At 65.8% G+C, this 14360-nt stretch carries 13 protein-coding genes; 7 read left to right on the top strand and 6 right to left on the bottom strand.

What is annotated here, in order from left to right; translation table 11 throughout:
• The first annotated feature begins 156 nt into the window (after positions 1–156).
• Entirely contained in the window at positions 157–3651 is a 3495-nt protein-coding gene (locus IBX22_RS29060; RefSeq protein WP_194818970.1) for an indolepyruvate ferredoxin oxidoreductase family protein, read from the top strand.
• Positions 3652–3956: 305 nt separating this feature from the next.
• Here the strand turns inward: IBX22_RS29060 and ectB are convergent, their stop codons facing one another.
• Positions 3957–5225, bottom strand: coding sequence for a diaminobutyrate--2-oxoglutarate transaminase (ectB, locus tag IBX22_RS29055; RefSeq protein ID WP_194818969.1), 1269 nt, complete (start codon positions 5223–5225; stop codon positions 3957–3959).
• Between the two features lie 170 nt (positions 5226–5395).
• Here ectB and IBX22_RS29050 point away from each other — a divergent pair, with 170 nt between their 5' ends.
• From IBX22_RS29050 to IBX22_RS29040, 3 genes are read left to right on the top strand one after another with little or no spacing between them, the layout of a single operon-like run.
• Positions 5396–6220 carry an ABC-2 family transporter protein gene (locus tag IBX22_RS29050; protein ID WP_228539735.1) on the top strand — a complete coding sequence of 275 codons (825 nt, stop codon included), beginning with the start codon at positions 5396–5398 and terminating at the stop codon, positions 6218–6220.
• Positions 6213–7046: an ABC transporter permease gene (locus IBX22_RS29045; RefSeq protein ID WP_194818968.1), complete on the top strand. Its 834-nt coding sequence runs from the start codon at positions 6213–6215 to the stop codon at positions 7044–7046. The genes IBX22_RS29050 and IBX22_RS29045 overlap by 8 nt, the downstream gene beginning before the upstream one ends.
• Before the next feature lie 2 nt (positions 7047–7048).
• Positions 7049–8041 carry an ATP-binding cassette domain-containing protein gene (locus IBX22_RS29040; RefSeq protein WP_309234831.1) on the top strand — a complete coding sequence of 331 codons (993 nt, stop codon included), beginning with the start codon at positions 7049–7051 and terminating at the stop codon, positions 8039–8041.
• Here the strand turns inward: IBX22_RS29040 and IBX22_RS29035 are convergent.
• On the bottom strand, positions 8023–8745 hold the full coding sequence (locus IBX22_RS29035) for a DUF4389 domain-containing protein (RefSeq protein WP_194818966.1): 723 nt from the start codon (positions 8743–8745) through the stop codon (positions 8023–8025). The two genes, IBX22_RS29040 and IBX22_RS29035, sit on opposite strands and share 19 nt — an antisense overlap.
• Positions 8746–8914: 169 nt before the next feature.
• Between IBX22_RS29035 and IBX22_RS29030 the strand changes: the two genes are divergently transcribed.
• Positions 8915–9238: an excalibur calcium-binding domain-containing protein gene (locus IBX22_RS29030; protein ID WP_194818965.1), complete on the top strand. Its 324-nt coding sequence runs from the start codon at positions 8915–8917 to the stop codon at positions 9236–9238.
• A gap of 331 nt (positions 9239–9569) precedes the next feature.
• Here the strand turns inward: IBX22_RS29030 and IBX22_RS29025 are convergent, their stop codons facing one another.
• Positions 9570–9899 (bottom strand): hypothetical protein, encoded by a 330-nt coding sequence (locus IBX22_RS29025; protein WP_228539734.1) that lies wholly within the window; start codon positions 9897–9899, stop codon positions 9570–9572.
• A 418-nt stretch (positions 9900–10317) separates the two neighbouring features.
• On the opposite strand from IBX22_RS29025, the gene IBX22_RS29020 reads away from it, so the two are divergent.
• Positions 10318–10875, top strand: coding sequence for a DUF4254 domain-containing protein (locus tag IBX22_RS29020; RefSeq protein WP_194818964.1), 558 nt, complete (start codon positions 10318–10320; stop codon positions 10873–10875).
• A 4-nt stretch (positions 10876–10879) separates the two neighbouring features.
• Here IBX22_RS29020 and IBX22_RS29015 read toward each other — a convergent pair whose 3' ends face one another.
• Genes IBX22_RS29015 through IBX22_RS29005 form a run of 3 tightly spaced genes read right to left on the bottom strand, consistent with a single transcriptional unit; the run spans position 10880 to position 13507 of the window.
• Positions 10880–11221, bottom strand: coding sequence for a hypothetical protein (locus tag IBX22_RS29015; protein ID WP_194818963.1), 342 nt, complete (start codon positions 11219–11221; stop codon positions 10880–10882).
• Positions 11222–12370 (bottom strand): acyl-CoA desaturase, encoded by a 1149-nt coding sequence (locus IBX22_RS29010; protein WP_194818962.1) that lies wholly within the window; start codon positions 12368–12370, stop codon positions 11222–11224.
• A 24-nt stretch (positions 12371–12394) separates the two neighbouring features.
• Positions 12395–13507: a ferredoxin reductase gene (locus IBX22_RS29005; protein ID WP_194818961.1), complete on the bottom strand. Its 1113-nt coding sequence runs from the start codon at positions 13505–13507 to the stop codon at positions 12395–12397.
• 215 nt (positions 13508–13722) lie between these two features.
• Here IBX22_RS29005 and IBX22_RS29000 point away from each other — a divergent pair, with 215 nt between their 5' ends.
• Entirely contained in the window at positions 13723–14337 is a 615-nt protein-coding gene (locus IBX22_RS29000; protein WP_228539733.1) for a TetR family transcriptional regulator, read from the top strand.
• Positions 14338–14360 lie beyond the last annotated feature (23 nt).

The following is a 14360-nucleotide window of genomic DNA, read 5'->3' as shown; positions in this document are numbered from 1 at the left end:
CGCAGCCCATGCTCAGCGCGTACCAGCTACATTGCGCACATTGCTCAATTTATGACGCGTCTCTTGTTCATTCCGCGCCACAACTACAGACTGTGGCCAACAAGTGCTCAACTATGCGAAGCGCCCGATCGGCGCTGAGCGGATGGGTGGAGACTGATGACCGAGCTCGCTGACCGCGAACTGATCCCAGCCCCCTACGACCTCGCCGACCGCTACCGGGTCGGCGCTGGAACCGTTGTCCTCACCGGTGTGCAGGCGATTGCCCGCCAACTGGTCGAGCAGCACGTGCGTGACCTGCGTGCGGGACGCCGCATCGGCACGTTCGTGTCGGGCTATCAGGGCAGTCCGCTCGGCGGCGTCGACAAGATGCTGGCCGGCATGCCGGGAGTGCTGTCCGAGCACGACATCACTTTCATCCCCGGCCTCAACGAAGAGCTCGCCGCCACCTCGGTGTGGGGCAGCCAGGGCGAGCTGCCCGAGGGCGCCGCGACCCACGACGGCGTGGTCGGCGTCTGGTACGGCAAGGGCCCGGGCCTGGACCGCGCCACCGACGCGCTGCGGCACGCCAATATGTACGGCGCGAGTGCGCGCGGCGGCATGCTGCTGCTGGTCGGCGACGATCCGGCCTCCAAGTCCTCCACCGTGCCCGCGGTGAGCGAGCGTTCGCTGGCGGCGATGAACATTCCGGTGTTGTTCCCGCGCAACGCCCGCGAGATCATCACCATGGGCTTGCACGGTGTCGCGCTGTCGCGGGCCAGCGGCTGCGTCGTGGCGCTGAAGATCGTCGCCGATGTCGCCGACGGTGCCTGGACGGTCGACGGCTCGGTCGGCGACATCGACATCACCGTCCCCGAAATCCTCTGGGAAGGCCGGCCGTTCGCCTACAAGCAGCGCCCGATGGCCGCACCCACCGACAGCGTCATCGCCGAGGCCGACCTCTACGGCCCGCGCTGGGAGCTGGTGCAGTCCTACAGCACCGCCAACAACCTCGACGTGATCGAGGTGAACCCGCCGCACGCCACCGTCGGAATCGCCGCCACCGGAACCACTTTCGATGCGGTCCGGCAGGCCCTGCTCGATCTCGGCGTCGAGGACGCCGACCTGATGCGCGCCGGCGTCCGGCTCCTCCGCATCGGCATGCCGTTCCCGATCGCCGGCCCGCGGGTCCGCGAATTCGCCGACGGCCTGGACCATCTCATCGTCGTCGAGGACAAGACCGCGTTCATCGAGACCCAGATCCGCGAAATCCTGTACGGCGCCACCGATGCCCCGCGCATCATCGGCAAGCGCGACCTGGACGGCAAGCCGCTGTTCGCGCAGGACGGCGAGCTCACCACCGGCCGCATCATCGCGCCGCTGCGCCGCGCCCTCAACGCGCACCCCGACATGCTCGGCCTCACCAAGAAGCGTCCACTGCCGCAGCCGCTTTCGCTGTCGGTGCTGCCCGCCAAGCGCGCCGCCTACTTCTGCAGCGGCTGCCCGCACAACCGTTCCACCGCGGTCCCGGAGGGTTCGCTCGCCGGCGGCGGTATCGGCTGCCACACCATGGTCACCATGTCCGGCCGCGAGGACTCCAAGGTGCTCGGCCTGACCCAGATGGGCGGCGAGGGCGCGCAGTGGATCGGCCAGGCCCCGTTCACCCAGGTACCGCACCTGTTCCAGAACGTCGGCGACGGAACCTATTTCCACTCCGGCCAACTGGCCGTGCAGGCCTGCGTCGCGGCCGGGGTGAACATCACCTACAAGCTGCTCTACAACGACGTCGTCGCGATGACCGGCGCACAGGACGCCGAAGGCGCACTGGCGGTACCGAAGCTGACGCACAAGCTCATGATCGAGGGCGTCAAGCAGATCATCGTCTGCGCCGACGAGCCCTCGAAGTACCGCAAGCGCGATCTCGCGCCCGGCACCAAGCTGTGGCACCGCGACCGCCTGGACGAGGCCCAGCGCGTGCTGCGCGAAGTCCCCGGCGTCACCGTCCTCATCTACGACCAGCACTGTGCCGCCGACGCGCGCCGCCAGCGCAAGCGCGGCACCCTGCCGACCCGCCGCACCCGCGTCGTCATCAACGAAGCGGTCTGCGAGGGCTGCGGCGACTGTGGCACCAAGAGCAACTGCCTGTCCGTGCAGCCGGTCGACACCGAGTTCGGCCGCAAGACCCGCATCGATCAGACCTCCTGCAACACCGACTACACCTGCATGGACGGCGACTGCCCGTCGTTCGTCACCGTGGAGCTGCCCGATCCGGCGGATGCGAAGACCAAGAAGCGCAAGAAGACTCAGCACCCCGAGCCGCCCGCGCTCCCCGCTATCGCGCACACCGCGCCGATCACCACGCAGAACGTCTTCCTGGCCGGCATCGGCGGCACCGGCATCGTGACCGTCAACCAGGTCCTGGCCACCGCCGCCCTGCGCGCCGGCTACGACGTGGCGAGCCTGGATCAGATCGGCCTGAGCCAGAAGGCCGGCCCGGTTGTGTCGCACTTGCGCTTCGTGGCAGGCGAACTGGAGCCCGCCAATCGGCTCACCCCGGGCTCGGCCGACTGCATCATCGCCTTCGACCTGCTCGCCGCCACCGACAACAAGAACCTCGCCTACGGTTCGGCGCAGACCACCCTTTCGGTCGCTTCGACCAGCCAAACCCCCACCGGCGACATGGTTTACGACAAGTCGGTGACCTACCCGGAAACCGCCACGTTGCTGTCCCGGCTGGAACGGGCTTCGCGCGCGGTGCAGTCGTTCGACGCACTCACTGCCGCCGAGGTCCTGTTCGGCAACACCGCCGCCGCCAACTTCCTGCTGGTCGGCGCGGCCTGCCAGAACGGCGGACTGCGGATTCCGGCCGCCGCCATCGAGGAGGCCATCAGCATCAACGGTGTCGCGGTCGCCGCGAACATCGCCGCCTTCCGCTGGGGCCGCACCGCCATCGCCAAGCCGGACCTCTTCGCCGCGGCGACCACCCGCAAGCAGCGCGAGAAGGCCGAGATCACCGTCCCGCCAATCCTGTTCGACGGCTTGACCGCCACCGGCGAAACCCGCCGCCTGGTCGAGTTGCGGGCGGCGGAGCTGATCGGCTTCCAGGGCATCAAGGTGGCCCGGGAGTATGTCGGTACGGTGCAGCGCATCTGGGCCGCCGAACAGCAGCTCACCAGCCGCACCGAATTCAGCGAGCAGGTGGCGCGCGGCCTGTACAAGTTCACCGCCTACAAGGACGAGTACGAGGTGGCCCGCCGCCTGACCGACCCGGAATTCCTGGACGAGGTCACCGCCCAGCTCCCGGACGGCGCGAACCTCACCTACAAACTGCATCCGCCGGTGCTGCGCGCCCTGGGCCGCAAGAAGAAGATCGGCATGGGCCCCAACAGCCACGTCGCCCTGCGCTTGCTGGCCAAGGGAAAGCGCCTGCGCGGCACGAAGTTCGATCTCTTCGGTTACGCCCACGTCCGCAAGGTGGAGCGCGTCCTGCTCGCGCACTACACCGACATGGTGTGCACCCTGGCCGCCGACCTGACCACGGAGAACTACGACCGCGCGGTCCAAGCTGCCGGCCTGACCGACATGGTCCGCGGTTACGAGGACATCAAGCTGGCCAACGCCGAGCTCTACTGCGAGCAGCTGCGCACGCTCGGCATCGAGCCCCCGCAGCTGTAATCCCCCCTGAACGGGACGTCCGGACCTCCAGGCCGGGCGTCCCGTTTCGCATTCGCACCGTTACCTGTCAGCACACCGACCGTTTGAATGACGCGATCGAATCGATTGCTGAGCCGTGACCGAATTCCTGACCCCCGCAGCGATATACAGGTATGGGCACTCGATCAGCCCCACCAGATCGCCGACACCGCCTGAAAACGCGCCGTCACCCTGCCGCCGGTGTTGGGTCAGCCACTCGATCAGCCCCATCAGATCGCCGAGACTGCCTGGGATCACGCGGTCACGCCAGCGACGGTATCTGCTGCTCAGCCCCCGCGGATCGCTGCGACCGCCCCCGCAAGCACAGCCAGGCCGTGTTCGAGTTCGTCGTCGGTGATGGTCAGTGGCGGCAGGAGTTTGATCACCTCGTCCTCGGAACCGGAGGTTTCCACCAGCAGGCCTCGCTCGAAGGCGAGGCGGCAGGCCTTCGCGGCCTGCGACGCGTCGTCGAAGACCAAGCCCTGCACCAGGCCCCGGCCCCGGACCGACAGACCCGGGTGCGCGGCGGCCATCTCCGCCAGTGCGCCGCCCACCCGCGCCCCCTTGGCCAGCGTCGACGCCTCCAGCACACCATCGGCCCAATAACGCTCCAGCGCCACCCGTGCCGTGACGAATGCCGCGTTGTTACCCCGGAAGGTGCCGTTGTGCTCGCCGGGCGCCCACTGGTCCAGCTCGGGCCGGAAAAGCACCAGCGCCATGGGCAATCCGTAGCCGCCGATCGACTTCGACAGCGTCACGATGTCCGGGGTGATCCCCGCGAACTCGAAGGAGAAGAAGCCGCCGGTGCGCCCGCAGCCCATCTGGATGTCGTCGACGATGAGCAGAATGCCGCGCGCCGAGCACAATTCGGCCAGTTCCCGCAGCCAGGCGGCGCGGGCCACGTTCACCCCACCCTCGCCCTGCACGGTTTCCACGATGACGGCGGCGGGTTTGTCCAGCCCCGAGGACGAATCGTCGAGGGCGCGCCGCATCCAGCGCAGTTCGTCCTCTCCCCCGAGATATCCGTCGTAGGGCATCGGCGCGACGTGCAGCAGCGGCACTCCGGCCCCCGCCCGTTTCGCGGCACTGCCCGTCACTGCCAACGCGCCGAGCGACATGCCGTGGAAAGCATTGGTGAAGTTCAGAATCGGCTGCCGTCCGGTGACCTTCCGTGCCAATTTCAATGCGGCCTCCACCGCATTGGCTCCGGTGGGCCCGGGAAACTGCACCTTGTAATCCAGTTCGCGCGGTTCGAAGAGAGTGTCACGCAGGGTTTCCAGCAGTTTCCGCTTGGCCACCGTGGACATATCCAGCCCATGGGTGATCCCGTCGCCCGCAATGTAGTCCAGCAGCGCGCGTTTCAGCACCGGATTGTTGTGCCCGTAGTTCAGCGAGCCCGCACCCGCGAAGAAGTCGAGATAGTCCTTGCCCTGCTCGTCGCGCAGCCAAGCGCCGCTCGCGGTGTCGAACACGGTGGGCCAGGACCTGCAGTAACCGCGAACATTCGATTCGAGGGTTTCGAAAACGGTCCCCTGGGCCGATCTACAAGCAGTCATCGGCGGTCCTTCCACGAGCGTCAGAACGAATCTGAAGTGCCTGTGTTTCTAACACCGAGGCGACAGGTCTGTCTCGCTTTTCCCAAAACCGCGCGGAACCCTTCCGCGTGTCCACACGACGGCACTACAGTTGACTCCTTGTGCGCTGCAGTGCGGAGGGGGCAGAAATCTTGGCTGCGGCAGCGAAAGTGTGGCGAGCCCAACGGGTCTACCACCAACTCGCCGTCGCCGGATTCCGCAGGCAGGCCCAATACAAGCTGGCGATGTTCGCTGGGCTTTTCACCAATTGCGTCTTCGGCATGGTCCGGGCGGCCGTGATGGTGGCGGCGGTCCGGGCCGGCAGCGAGTTCGGCGGATACGACGAAGGCACCATCGGCGCGTACGTTTGGTTATCCCAGGGACTGCTCGGCGCCATGCAGTTCATGGGCCCGCCACTGGAATTGGTCGACCGAGTCAAGAACGGCGACATCGCCATCGACTTCCTGCGCCCGGTAGACATCCAACTCGGCTACCTCGCAACCGATCTCGGCCGCGCCGCATGCACCATGCTGCCGCGTGGCATCCCGAGCGTCGTCTTCGGTGTGCTCACCTTCGGCGCGGCCATGCCCACCACACCCGGCCCCTACCTCTGGGGCATGCTGAGCCTGCTGTGCGCCGTCACCCTGTCGTTCCTGTGCCTGTTCGCCGTCGGGCTGATCGGTTTCTGGGTGATCGAAACCCGGGGCCTGCGGGTGCTGTATCAGATCTGCGGCACCTTCCTGGCAGGGCTGTTCGTCCCGGTGCACATGTTCCCCGACTGGTTGCGCACCGTCGCCCACGCCACCCCCTTCCCGTCGATTCTGCAGGCCCCCATCGACATCCTGTCCGGACGCGCGACCGGTATGGAGCCGGTGACCCTCGTCGGCATCCAGGTGTTCTGGGTCCTGGTGGTCGGCGCGGCCGGGCGCATCCTGCTCGCGGCGGGCCGCCGCAGGCTGGAGGTGCAGGGTGGTTGAACTACGGGTCGACAACGAGCCCTACGGCAGCTGGCTCACCCCCTACTCCGCGGTGCTGCGGTCCCGAATCCGCGCGCAGCGCGTCTACCGGCTGTCTTTCGTCAGCGAAGTCTTCAGCGCGTTCCTGATCGGCATCGTCGAGTTCGCCGAAGTGTGGGTCATCTTCCATCAGGTGCGCGTACTCGGCGGCCTGGACATGGACGCCGCGCTGCTGCTGTTCGGTTTGAGCAACACCGGTTTCGCGCTGGCACAGGTATTGGTCGGCCACCTGGACCAGCTGCCCACCTTGATCCGGCAGGGCACGCTGGACTCCTACCACCTGCGACCGCAACCGCTGCTGTTGCAACTCATCACCGGCGATATCTCGATCCGCCGCTTCGCCCGCGCCTCGGTCGCCATGGTGATTCTGGGAATCGGATTGCTACGCAACGATATCGACTGGAGCCCGGCTACTTTCGTCCTCCTTGCCACTACTCTGATAACCGGCGTCCTGCTCTTCGCGGGCATTTTCGTCTGCGCGGCCGGGCTGCAGTTCTTCCTGATCGACGGTGCCGAACTGACCAACAGCTTCACCTACGGGGGATCCTTCGCCGCCATGCAGCCCGCCTCCGTCTTCCCCACCCCGCTGAAACTGCTGTTCGGCTTTGCCATCCCGGTCGCGTTCACGGCCTACCTGCCCACCATCGCACTACTCCAGCTACCTGGACCGGACATCTTGCCTGCCTGGCTGGCATGGCTGGCACCCCTGGCCGCACTGTGGGTGTGGGGAGTCGCGTTCTGGCTGTGGCGGCTCGGAACCAGGCACTACCAAGGAGGTGGCGGATAAGCGTGGCAGACAGCGGCTTATCGGATGCGATCATCGAAATCGAGAACCTCACAAGGCAGTTCACGCTGTACCGCAAGAACGGCCGACGTTGGCGCAGACAGCGCGACACCATCACCGCGGTCGACCAGATGACCTTCCGCATCGAACGAGGCGCCGCGGTCGGGTACATCGGTGCCAACGGCGCGGGCAAATCGACCACCATCAAGATGCTCACCGGCATTCTGGTGCCCACCGCGGGCAACGTGCGCACCTGCGGGCTGGAACCGGTCCGGCAGCGCCGGGAGCTGGCCGCGCGCATCGGTGTGGTGTTCGGGCAGCGTTCGCAGCTGTGGTGGGATCTGCCGCTGCGCGAATCGTTCTCGATCCTGGCCGCCATCCATCGCCTGGAGCCCGACATGACCCGCAAACGCACCTATGAACTGGTCGAACAGCTGGAAATGGCCGAAACCCTGGACACTCCGGTGCGCCAGCTCTCGCTGGGCCAGCGGATGCGCGCGGAAGTCGCTGCGGCCCTACTCCATTGCCCCGAGCTGGTGATCCTCGACGAACCCACCATCGGCCTGGATGTGCTGTCCAAGCAGCGGTTACGCGAATTCCTGCGCGCCGAACGCGTCGACCGCGGCACCACACTGCTGCTCACCACCCACGACATGGGCGATATCGAGCGGCTGTGCGACCGCGTGCTCGTCGTCGATCACGGGCGCCTGGTCTACGACGGCTCGCTCACCGGGCTCGGCCACACCGTGGGCGCCCGGCGGGTGCTGGTGGTCGACCTGGCCGAGCCCACACCCGACCTGGTCGACCTACCCTGCCACGCGGAACTACTCACCAGCGAGGGTGACGGCATCCGTCAGCGACTCGCCTTCGACGCTCGAACCACCACGGCCGCACAACTTCTCGCGGCCGTTTCCGATCGCGCGGAGGTGCGCGATCTCTCCATCGAGGAACCCGAGATCGAGGACGTCGTCCGCCGGATCTACGAGTCCGCGCGCTGAATCACCTCGACCGACCCGGGCTCCCGCGGTCCCTGATCCAACCGGAACGGCGGGTACTCGTCGCGCAGCAGCGAGGAGTACACCTGTACACGCAACGACCAGCGCTGCAGACCCATGATGAAATCGAACAGCCGCGCCGGATAGGTCGCGGTGAACAGCAGTGCGATCACCGCGATCAATGTCAGGATCGGCACCAGCGCGATCCAGGACATGCCGTAATCGTCGGAGAAGGCCATATATCCCCCGCCGGCGAAGGCCATGACCACCAAATAGTGCGGTATCGCCAGCAGCCACCATTTCACCAGCACCAGCCCGCGGCTGAATTGCCCGGGATAGTCGACTTCCAGATCTGCCGGATAGTTCTCGTCGCTGCGCAGACTGAACGGCGGATATTTGTCGGTGCCCAGCGGCGACCAGGCATAGAAGCCCACCCGCCAACTCCAGCGCAGCACGCCGACCGTGAAGTCGAACAGATCGCGCGGATATTTACCGGTGAACAGGATCAGCAGCAACGCGATGATCCAGACCAGCACATAACCGATGCTGAGGAAGAACAGCACGATGTAGTGCGGAATTGCCAGAATCCACTTGACCAGCCACATCCACCGCGATACCGCGGGGTCGAGATCTCCTCGAATTCGTACGGGGTTGACGGCGGGACCCGGTTTCTCGAGCCCTAGCCCTGTTGAATCGAACCCAGTCATGATCGACGCTCCTTCCGGGCGTTCGAGACAGCGGGAGAACCGTTGCAGATGCCTGGATTCTCCCGTACCGGACGTCCGTTCCCCGGTATATCGCTTGCGACATCCAGACATCCCGGCAATACTGCTGGGCGATCTTGCCGAAACTTGTTGCCCTGGGGGGAATCTCGATATGCGCAAATCTCGTCCGGCCGTGCTGGCCGTCGGCGTCGTACTCATCGCCGTGCTGGTGCTGACCATGAGCGGCTGCGGAAAGAGCAAGAAGAAGAAAAAGCACTCCAGCTCCTCGCCCGGCACCTCGCAGACCACCGGCACGCCGTATCGGGACTGTGAGGAGGCCTGGCGGCTGGGTAACCCGCCGATCCGCAAGACCGACAAGGGTTATTCGGTCAGCCTGGACCGGCTCGACGGCAAAGAGGACGGTGTGGCCTGCGCCACCCGCCCGAGCTCGACCCGGACCCCGACCAAGGCGCCGACGCCGACGAAGACCCGCTGAGGCCCGGAAACGACAAACCGCCCCGGATGCCGAAGCATCCGGGGCGGTTCGGAATCAGCCGAAGCTGTTTCTAAGTTCTCAGCCGCCGAAGGAGCCGGTGAACAGGGTGTTGAAGATGCCCGACAGCGCGGCAGAGCCGGTGGAGAACAGGCCGTTCAGGGCAGCGGAACCGGTATCGATGATCACGGGAATCATATAAAACAACCTCCATTGTTGGAATCAGTCGCCGACCACCTTCGTGGGGTGCCCGACACCGGAGACGATGCCGGTGCGGTCTGTGAAACCACTGACCGCAACCTGATAGCGAACTTAGAGGCGTGGGTGTTTCAAATCACGAGCTCGGTGCTTGACCATGCGAGGAGTACAGGCTGACCTCGCCGCCTTCGCCGAGGAACGCGTTGACGAGCAGGATCCGCTCCGCGCGCAAGTCCTCCGGGTGCGGCGACTCGGTAGTTATCGAGATCTGCGGGATTGCCGCCCAGTTCACCACGTAGCGCTCGGGCGGCCCGTTGTCGTCGGACAACCGCGCGAGCCGGAAGACCGATACCGTTTTCCGGACGACGAGGTTGCGTACGACCTCCGCGATTCGCTCGGGGTCTTCCAGCGCGAACATGAAGCCGAATGTCAGCTCGGGCGAGGACACATAGGCAGGCACGAACATGGAGGTTAGTGCATCTGTTCACGGTGCACAGCCGCCTCGCCCAAGGTGGTTGCCACCCATGCGCTCTCGCTCTCACACGGCGCCCGGCCACTGCTTCCCGCCCCCGCGCAAAGCCCACGGCGCGTGACCGATCCGTAACGGCCCATAACGATTTCCCGGCAACTAGTTGTCTTTTACGCTATACGGTTGCACCGGTCCGACTATCGCGCTTTCCTGAATATGTCCCGATTTTCTCGGGCCGTCTTCCTCATCGCATCGTCGCGGATTTCCCGGTTTCTTTGCCGTGCTGGTGGACCTGTGTGGGGGGCGACCGAGGCCCGGGGCTGCGCCGGAGCCGAGGGGTGCCCCTCCCCGAAATCCCCCTCGGCCCTGGCGCATCCAAACAGTCGAATCGAAAACCACCGCAAGGGCGTGCACCATGCAATACGCCGAGTCTACGAGTTCTGACCCCCGCATCGGAACCGACGAGTTGCCGCATCGCTCAGCGCTGTTACGCGCGTTTCGCGAACCCTCCGATCCCAGCCATCGCAAGCACCGCGTGCTCACAGCCGCGCACGAACTGGTGGAGTGCCACGAGCGGCGCAGGAGTGCCCTGCAGGCCGCGCACGCCCTCGACGCCGCCCCCAGCCGGGTCGCGGCCTGCAGCCAGCTGGTGGACGACATCGACGAGCACCGCCGCGAGCTGATCGCCGTCATCGACGACTGGGTCGCGACCAACGTCGCGCACCGCACCGGCGCCTCCCTGCACACCGAAACCCTGGGTGCGGTAATCGACCGCATGGCAGCGAAATGGATTGCGGCACAACAAGCTCTGGGAATGAACGGTCATGGCTCGGCACCGCCACCGCAGGTGGCGTCGCGCAATCACGACGCCGACGCCCACCTGCAATGGACTCGGCTGGCCGAACTGGCCGACGGCTACCAGGACCTGATCACCGACGTGGTTGAACACCGGCGCCGGCTTCCGGTCTGGTGAGCGCCTAGCGGTTGTCGCCCGGTTCGACGATTTCCGGTTCGATGATCTCGGGTTCCACGACCTCGGCGGTGACGAACGAGCTACCCGTGGGCGCCGTCGGCTCGACCTCCTCGTCGTAGGAGGTATCCGCGTCCTCGAAACCCTTGTCCGAGTGCTCCATCGCATCGCGCCGGGCCGCCGCGGCCGCCTCGTTCATCTCGATGGCGTCGGTGATCCAGTCACCGATCTCCTTGGTGACCTCGGCCACGGTGCCCGTGATGATGGAGGCGATATTGCCGACATGCCTGGCACCCGAAGCGGTTAATTCTTGAATCAAATCCTTGTTGCTTTCGAATTTCCCGATCATTCACACACCGACTTCGGTCGCCTTTTGCTGACGCATCACGATAACACTGGGCGCGGACTCGGATGAGACCAGCGAAGGCGGAAGTGCGAGCTTGCAAATCTTCCACCAGACCGACGCGACCTGCTTGCTCAGCGGGCCGGTGTTGTAGGGCAGGCCGTATTTCTCACACAGCGCACGCACCTCCGGCGCCATCTCCGGATAACGATTCGCCGGCAGGTCCGGGAACAGATGATGCTCGATCTGGTGCGACAAATTCCCGGACATGATGTGGAACAGCCTGCTGCCGGAGATGTTCGCCGAACCCAGCATCTGCCGCACATACCACTCGCCGCGGGTCTCCTCGGCGGTCTCTTCCTCGGTGAACGTCTGTACGCCGGTCGGGAAGTGCCCGCAGAAGATAATCGAGTAGGCCCAGACGTTGCGAACCAGGTTGGCGGTCACGTTCCCCGCCAGGGTGCTGGCGAACAGCGGTCCGGTCAGCGCCGGGAAGATCAGGTAATCCTTGAGAACCTGCTTGCCCGCCTTGCGCCACTGCCCCTTGACCAGCTTCTTGATCTCACCCCAGGAGCGCCGGCCGCGCACGATGTTCTCGACCTCGAGGTCGTGGCCCATCACGCCCCACTCGAACAGCATCATCAGCGCGAACGCGTACAGCGGCTGCCCCAGGCGCAGCGGATTCCACTGCTGTGACTCGTCCATCCGCAGGATGCCGTAGCCGATGTCGCGGTCCTTGTTGTGGATGTTGGTGAAGGTGTGGTGCATGTAGTTGTGCGAGTGCCGCCACTGCTCGGCGGGGCAGACGGTGTCCCACTCGAACTCACGGGAGTTCAGGTCCGGCTCACGCATCCAGTCGTACTGGCCGTGCATCACGTTGTGGCCGATCTCCATGTTGTCCAAGATCTTGGATACACTCAGCGCCCCGACCGCGGCCAGCCAGACCGGCGGCAGGAAACCCAGATACATCAGGCCGCGCCCGGCGATCTCGAAACCGCGCTGCGCCTTGATGATCGAGTAGATGTATTCCCGGTCGCGGTCGCCCAGGTCGGCGACGACGCGAGCACGCAGCTCGTCGAGCGCCTTACCCAGCTCCTCGATCTGGTCCGGGGTCAGGACCAGCGGTCCATCCTTGGTTTCAGTCAAAATAGTCATGATTGTTCCCTTGTCGTTGTCTCGTCAGACGTCGATCTCGACGTCGCCCACCGGTGCGTTGATGCACAACTGGATGGGCTGATCCGGGTCACTGTTCGTTTCCCCGGTGCGGACATTGCGTGTACAGCCGGTGCGGCGAACCGCGGTGCAGGAGAAGCAGATACCCATCCGGCACCCGTACTCCGGGCTCAGCCCGGCGGCCTCGGCTTGCTCCAGCAGCGTCGTCCCGCTATTGGCCGCGCTTACCCCGCTGGCCGAAAAACTAACCGTCCCATGGACATCGGTGTCATCGACGGGCGCGAAGTTGAGCGTGAACTCCTCGGTGTGCAGCCGGTCGCCCAGCTGCTCGGCCTCGTAGACCTTGCGCACCGCGTCCATCAGGGCCTGCGGCCCGCAGACGAAGGTCTGCGCCTCGGCGAACCAGGGTGCGACGCGCTCCAGTTCGTCGTAGTCGAAGTACCCGGCGCCGCTGATCTCCGTGCACGAGCGGATGGTGACCGGCTCCAGCTCATCCGCCGCGTGCCGCCCCGGATAACGCAGCTCGATGCGGAAGTTGTTGTGCGCCTGAGCGATCGCGTCCAGTTCGGCGCGATGCGGCACCAGCACCGGCGATTTCGCGTAGTACAGGAAGGTGAGCTCGCCCTGGTAGCCCTCGCCGGCCAGCGTACGCAGCATCGACAGCACCGGGGTGATGCCGCTGCCGCCGCTGATCAGCAGGATCCGCTCGGGGCGGGTCTCGGGCAGCGCGAAGGTGCCCGCGGCGGGTTCGAGGTCGACCACCATGCCGGGTGCGGCGTGCTGGTACAGGTGCTGGGAGACCAGCCCGCCGGTGTGGGACTTGATCGTGAGCTGGATGTGCTTCTCCCGGCGGCCTTCCGGATTCACCGGCGAATAGCAGCGGGTGTGCCGGACGCCGTCGATCACCACGCCGATCTGGATGTACTGGCCCGCGGTGTGCCCCCGCCACTGCCGGGTCGGACGCAGCGTCAGCGTCACCGAGCCCGGCGTCGAGCGGCGCACGTGGGTGACCTCGGCGCGTAACCGGCGTGCGGTCAGGGTGGGCCGGATCAGTTCCAGGTATCGGTCCAGCGGGTGCGGCGTGGTCAGCGTCTGCACCATATCGACGAGATCCACCATGTGGTCCGCTCCAATCTCTCGCGGCGTTCGCGGGGCCCTGAGCTCATGCCTCGGGCCTCTCTCCGAGCCTCGGCGTGCGATCCATAATTTCAGTGCACGCCTGTACACTCAACTAGTGTGACTGATGACCCCATGCAGGTGTCAACCGGCAGATTGTGTGACCCGAACAACATCCCCAGAAGGTGCGTATGGTGAACGGATGTATGCTCACCGAGATGAATGAGCAGGCAGCGACGCGTATCGAGCGCAAGGAACGGACCCGCCAGGCACTGGTGGACGGCACCCTCGCGCTCGCCGCCGAACGTGGTTTCGCGGCCTTGAGCCTGCGCGAGATCTCCCGCTCGGCCGGCATCGTCCCCACGGCCTTCTACCGGCATTTCGCCTCCCTGGACGACCTGGGCGCCACCCTGGTCGACGACGGCGTCACCGCACTCCGCCTGGCCCTGCGCGAGGTCCGCCGCAGCCCCAACACCGGCGTATCCGCCTCGGTCCGCTTCGTTTTCGAACAGGTGGACCCGAAGCGCGACCTGTTCGGGTTCCTCATCCGCGAACGCCACGGCGGCTCCGCGGCACTGCGCCAGGCCATCACCACCGAGCTGCAGCTGATCGTCCGCGAACTCGTCGCCGACCTCTCCCGCATCCCGGCCCTGGACGCCTGGGCGCCGCGGGATCTGGAGATCGCCGCCGACCTCATCGTCGGCATCGTCACCCACGGCATCGGCACCTACATCCAGGCGCCCGGGCGCGAGCAGAAGGCGATCGTCGATCGCACGATGCAGCAGATCCGCCTGGTCGCCCTCGGCATGGGCGTCTGGAAGCCAGAGCAGTAGCGGCTCTTTCGCCCCCTTGAAGT

This window comes from Nocardia sp. XZ_19_385 (assembly GCF_015355755.1).
In the GTDB taxonomy this organism is placed as follows: Bacteria; Actinomycetota; Actinomycetes; order Mycobacteriales; family Mycobacteriaceae; genus Nocardia.
The sequence above is the reverse complement of the archived record's forward strand: the minus strand, read 5'-3'. Positions and strand labels throughout refer to the sequence as shown.